The following is a 5,255-nucleotide window of genomic DNA, read 5'->3' as shown; positions in this document are numbered from 1 at the left end:
TGAAGGAATTGCTGACCTACATGGACGGCAAGGCCGCGGCCGAGGATCTGATCCACGAGCTGCTCAAGAATCCGCAAGGGTCGAACGAGGAGGCCGCCGTTGCCGAACCGGCGCCCACTGCCGGGCCGTCCGGCGATCCGGAATCGAACCAGGAGGTGAAATGAGCACGCTCAGCCAGCTTGAACCGTCCGCCGAACGCGTCGTCGTCGAGGAACGCGTCGACGACGACCTGAAGGACATCCTGCGCCGTTCGTTCCGGCCCAGGACCAACGAGGCCGCCGAGGCGGTCCAGAGCGCCGTCGAGACGCTGCTCACGTATGCGCGCCGCAACCGGGTCGTGGTCCGGGAGGACGTCGCGCAGACGATCGAGCAGCTGGTCGCGGAACTCGACAGCAAGATCTCCAACCAGCTGACCGAGGTGTTGCACAACAAGCGCTTCCAGTCGCTCGAAGGCGCGTGGCGCGGCCTGCACTACCTGGTATCGAACACCGACACCAGCGAGAACCTCAAGATCCGCTACCTGAACATCTCGAAGTCGGACCTCGGCAAGACGCTGCGCCGCTTCAAGGGCGTGGTGTGGGATCAGAGTCCGATCTTCAAGATGATCTACGAGCAGGAATACGGTCAGTTCGGCGGCGAGCCGTTCGGCTGCCTGATCGGCGATTACCAGTTCGACCACAGCATGCAGGACGTGTCGATCCTGACCGAGATGTCGAAGATCGCGGCGGCCGCCCACGCGCCGTTCGTGTCGGCGGCCGCGCCGGGGCTGCTGCAGATGGACAACTGGGACGAACTGTCGAATCCGCGCGACGTCTCGAAGATCTTCACGTCGACCGAGTACACGTTCTGGCGCCGTCTGCGCGAGAGCAACGATTCGCGCTATCTCGCGCTGACCATGCCGCGCTTCCTGGCGCGTGTGCCCTACGGGCCGAAGACGCATCAGATCGAGGAGTTCGGTTTCGAGGAAAAGGTCGATCCGAACCGCTCGGAGGATTTCTGCTGGGCGAATTCCGCCTATGCGATGGGCGTGAACATCACCCGCGCCTTCAAGACCTACGGCTGGTGCACGAAGATCCGCGGCATCGAGTCGGGCGGCGCGGTGGAAGTGCTGCCGAAGTTCGTGCTGCCGTCGCAGGACAAGGAGATCGAACTGCATTGCCCGACGGAGATCGCGATCTCGGACCGTCGCGAACATGAACTGTCGGAATCCGGCCTGATGCCGCTCGTGTACCGCAAGAATTCCGACAGTGCAGCCTTCATCGGCGCGAAAACCGTGCACCGGCCGTCGATCTACGAGGACGACGACGCCACGGCGAACGCCAACCTTTCGTCCCGGCTGCCGTATATCTTCGCGACCTGCCGCTTCGCGCATTACCTGAAGTGCATCGTTCGCGACAAGATCGGCTCGTTCAAGTCGCGCGAGGATACGCAGCGCTGGCTCAACGATTGGCTGATGAATTACGTCGACGGCGATCCGTCGATCTCGAGCGAGACCACCAAGGCGCAGCGTCCGCTGTCGGCTGCCGAGGTGGTGGTCGACGAGATCCCGGAGAACCCCGGCTACTATCGCGCGCAGTTTTTCCTGCGCCCCCATTTCCAGCTGGAGGGGTTGACCGTGTCCCTCCGGCTGGTTTCGAAGCTGCCGTCGAGCAAGCAGGAGTCGGGCGCCTGACCGGCGGAAGCCGGTGTGGCCCCGCACTTGTGCGGAGAAGGATAGCTTTGAAAGACCGCTGGACGACGCTGGAACGGAGGTCGGGACGCGGTGACGTAGCACGCACGGTGAGTGTGTTTCATTTCTTGACTTATCTTAGGAGTTCTTAGGATGGCGAATGCATTGGTTGACTATTTTTTGCAGATCGATGGCGTTGAAGGCGAGTCGACCGATCAGCAATATCCCGGCCTGATCCAGATCCAGAGCTGGCAGTGGGCGGAAGAAAATTCGGGTCGCTGGGGCTTCGGCAGCGGCGGCGGTGCGGGGAAGGTCGAAATGAAGGATTTCGAGTTCCGGATGGTGTCGAACAAGGCCTCGCCGAAACTGTTCCTGATGTGCGCGACCGGCGATCACATCGCGAATGCGAAGCTGATCTGCCGCAAATCGGGCAAGGGCCAGCAGGAATTCCTCACGATCACGTTCGCCAGCGGGCTGGTGTCGTCGTTCCGCACGCTCGGCAACATGCCGTTCTCGCAACTGGGCCATGGCAGCGGCGAGGTTGACAACGTGCTGCCGACGGACGAGATCCGGATCAATTTCGCGCAGATCGAGTTCGAGTACCGCGAGCAGCGCAACGACGGCACGATGGGCGCGGTGATCAAGGCCGGCTACGACCTCAAGCTGAACGCGGCGATCTGATCGGCCGCGCGTTTTCTTTTCGAGCAAACCATGGACGTGTGGCGACCTAGGGCGCGACACGCAGGAATACGCATGTGAGCGCGCATCCACTCTACAACAAGCTGTCGAGACGGTTTCGTCGCGACTCGCTCCAGGACATCGTCGGGCATCACCTGGTCGAGTTGATGAACTGTGCATCGCGCGGCGCGCGGATCGGCGTGTCGGACAGCAGTCCGGCTGCCCATTCGGTGCTGAACTACGGTTGCCCGCCGCTGCAGTTGGCGGGCGCCACCCGGATCGATCCGGCGCGTACGGCTTCGCATATCGGCGAGGTGATACGCCGCTTCGAGCCGCGCGTGGACAGCGGGCGGACCGTGGTGCAGCCGAGAGCCGGTGGCGCCCGGCACGCGCCGCAGACGATGTATTTCGACATCTTGACGCTGTCCCGTGACGACGGGGCGGAAATCAGGGTGAGCCTCGCGCTCGACTATCTCAGTGGTTATTTCAGTCTGGTCGGCGAATGACGAACGGCGAACGATCATGAATTTCCTGGACCATTACAACGACGAATTGCGTCAGCTGCGCGACGCGGGGGCCCGCTTTTCGAAGGAGCACCCGCAGGTCGCATCGGCGCTCGGCCTGCATCCGGATGCAGTGACCGATCCGTTCGTCGAACGGTTGCTTGAAGGCGTGGCCTATCTGTCGGCAAGGGTGCAGACGCGCCTCGATCGCGAATGCGCGGAGTTCGCGCAGCAAGCGCTCGGGCGGGTCTGCCCGTTGTTCATGGCGGCCACGCCTGCCATTTCGAGTTTTGCGTTTCATCCGGACCTGGAGTCACCGGAAGCGTTCCGGGGCAGCACGCTGCCGCGTGGTTCGCTGATCTCGGCCCGTCTGCCCGGGCGCAAGCTGCCCGTCACGTTTTCCACCGCGCGCGACGTGACCTTGCTGCCGTTGCGCATCGCGCAGGCCGAATGCAGCCGGAGCCTGAATGGGCTCTCTTCGCAGCTTGCCCAGCAGCTCGCGTCTTCGCAGGCGGTGCTGCGTTTTCGCTTCGAGCTGGAAGGGCTGACGACGGTCGGCGAACTGGGGCGCGGCGACGGCGGCTTCGCGCCGCTGCACCTGAGTCTCGCCGGCGACTTGCCGCGCGCCTATGCGCTGCATCAGGCGCTGCTGGCGTCGAGCAGTGCCTGGTACGCGGTCGTGCCGACTGCGCACGGTGACGAAGTACTGACCTTGCCGGTAACCGGCATCCGCCTGTCCGGGAGCGAGGACGCCGAGGCGCTGCTGCCGCCCGATTTCGGCGGGCTGCCCGGCCTGCGGTTGATGCGCGAGTATTTCGCGCAGCCGACGCGCTTCCTGGGCGTCTATCTCGACGTGCTCGAACGCGTCGCGGCGGTTGACCCGTCCGCGCGCGCCTTCGAGCTGTTCTTCGCGCTGCGGCACGTGCCGACGGGCCTCGTCGGCGAAGTCGAGGCGAGTCAGTTCCGCCTGTTCGCGACCCCGGCGATCAACCTGTACACGAAGCGCTTCGACCCGGTGCCGTACGACCCCAACCTGACCGAGCACTGGATTCCGGTCGACCGCATGGCGCCCGCCGCGCATCACCTGTGGGGGCTGACGGAAGTGCGCGCGTGCGAAAGCAACGGTCACGCCCATGCGGTCCGCTCCGTGCTGGAGACGGGCGGCTATGGCGCGCGCGATGAGGCGGCCCGCTACAGCTTGCGGCGTGAGAATACGCCGCTCGCCGATGGCGCGCGGCGCGATCGCTTCGATCCGCTCGCGAGCCATGACCTGATCGCCGTCTCGACGCTGGGCGAGAACATCGAACTGGACGATATCGCGTCGATCACCGGCAGGGCGCTGGTGGCCGATCGCGACTGGCGGCCGTCGGCGCTGCTCGACGCCGAGCTGAGCCTGCTCGATCCCGTCGCCGTGCGGCGCATCGAGTGCCTGTGGCCCGCCAGTGCGCCGCGCGGCGCGCCGCCCGTCGAAGCGTGCTGGGATGCGACCGCGCAACTCGGCCAGAGTCCGCTCGCGCTGCGGGCCGGGCAGTCGCAGGACGTCACCGCCCGCATCGTCGAGCAATTGCGGCTTGCAGCCGATCGCGACGATGCGCTCGACCGCCAGCGCATCGACAGCCTGCGCTCGGTTCACCTCGGGACGCACTTCATCGCGGCGGGCCGGGCGACGCCGCTCGCGCTGGTGCGGGCGACGCGGGTGGAGATCGACGTCGCGGAAAGCGCCCACTCAGACCGCGGCGGCTGGCTGTTCGGCCGGGTGCTGGCGCAGGCGCTCGGCGAGGCGGCGACGCTCAACGACGGCATCGAGACGATCGTGCGGCTCGACGGCGAAACCGTCAGCACCCACGTCAACACGGCCGTCGGCGACGGGAGGCTGCTGTGAGGCTCGCACGCGTTGAGCGGGCGCTGACGCCGCGCCGCACCTTCTTCGAGCTGATGCGCCGCGTCGAGGTGCTGGAGCGGGAGCAGGGCGGGCCGCCGCGGCGCGCGCGGCGCAGCCCGGCGTGGCTGCGCATCGAGCAGTCGGCCGACATGCGCTTCGCGAGCACCGAGGTGGCGAACGTGACGGTCGAGCAGACCCGCTTCGTCGACGCGGACGATCACCCGCGGGTGAGCGTCGTGCAGCGGCACTTCGGCCTGTTCGCGCCATTCGGTCCGCTGCCGTTGCACGTGACCGAACACGCCATGCAGGAGAAGCGTTTCGAGCGCAACGCAGCGTTCGAGCGCTTCGTCAACGTGGCCTGCGGCGATCTGGCGTGGCTGCATTACAGCGCCTGGTCGGCGATGCACCCGGTGCTGGGCTACGAGCGTGCGCGCAATCCGTTCGTTGAACGGGTCACCACGCTCGCGAATGCAGGCCGCGGGGCGGATATCAGTTCGCAGGATCGCGATGCCCAGGCATGCCG

The 5,255-nt window shown here is 65.9% G+C and carries 5 protein-coding genes and 1 pseudogene; all 6 read left to right on the top strand.

Annotation, left to right across the window (positions count from 1 at the left end; genetic code table 11):
• Nucleotides 1–164: pseudogene (locus AC1RQF_RS33070) on the top strand (type VI secretion system contractile sheath small subunit); the annotation flags it as partial.
• Nucleotides 161–1,672, top strand: a complete 1,512-nt coding sequence (tssC, locus tag AC1RQF_RS33065) for a type VI secretion system contractile sheath large subunit (RefSeq protein WP_492874320.1) — start codon at nt 161–163, stop codon at nt 1,670–1,672. The pseudogene AC1RQF_RS33070 and the gene tssC, both read left to right, overlap by 4 nt.
• A 150-nt stretch (nt 1,673–1,822) precedes the next feature.
• Nucleotides 1,823–2,350, top strand: a complete 528-nt coding sequence (locus AC1RQF_RS33060; protein ID WP_273995319.1) for an Hcp family type VI secretion system effector — start codon at nt 1,823–1,825, stop codon at nt 2,348–2,350.
• A 74-nt stretch (nt 2,351–2,424) separates the two neighbouring features.
• On the top strand, nt 2,425–2,853 hold the full coding sequence (locus AC1RQF_RS33055; RefSeq protein ID WP_273995320.1) for a GPW/gp25 family protein: 429 nt from the start codon (nt 2,425–2,427) through the stop codon (nt 2,851–2,853).
• A gap of 16 nt (nt 2,854–2,869) precedes the next feature.
• Nucleotides 2,870–4,732, top strand: a complete 1,863-nt coding sequence (gene tssF / locus AC1RQF_RS33050) for a type VI secretion system baseplate subunit TssF (RefSeq protein WP_492874318.1) — start codon at nt 2,870–2,872, stop codon at nt 4,730–4,732.
• Nucleotides 4,733–4,785: 53 nt separating this feature from the next.
• A partial coding sequence (locus AC1RQF_RS33045) for a type VI secretion system baseplate subunit TssG (protein WP_492874322.1) occupies nt 4,786–5,255 on the top strand: 470 nt, incomplete at its 3' end.

This window comes from Burkholderia sp. GW821-FHT14F03 (assembly GCF_058803765.1).
The sequence above is the reverse complement of the archived record's forward strand: the minus strand, read 5'-3'. Positions and strand labels throughout refer to the sequence as shown.

Coding starts and splice junctions, on each gene's coding strand:
- AC1RQF_RS33060 (WP_273995319.1), top strand. CDS start 1,823: ATGGCGAATGCATTGGTTGACTATTTTTTGCAGATCGATGGCGTTGAA.
- tssF (WP_492874318.1), top strand. CDS start 2,870: ATGAATTTCCTGGACCATTACAACGACGAATTGCGTCAGCTGCGCGAC.
- tssC (WP_492874320.1), top strand. CDS start 161: ATGAGCACGCTCAGCCAGCTTGAACCGTCCGCCGAACGCGTCGTCGTC.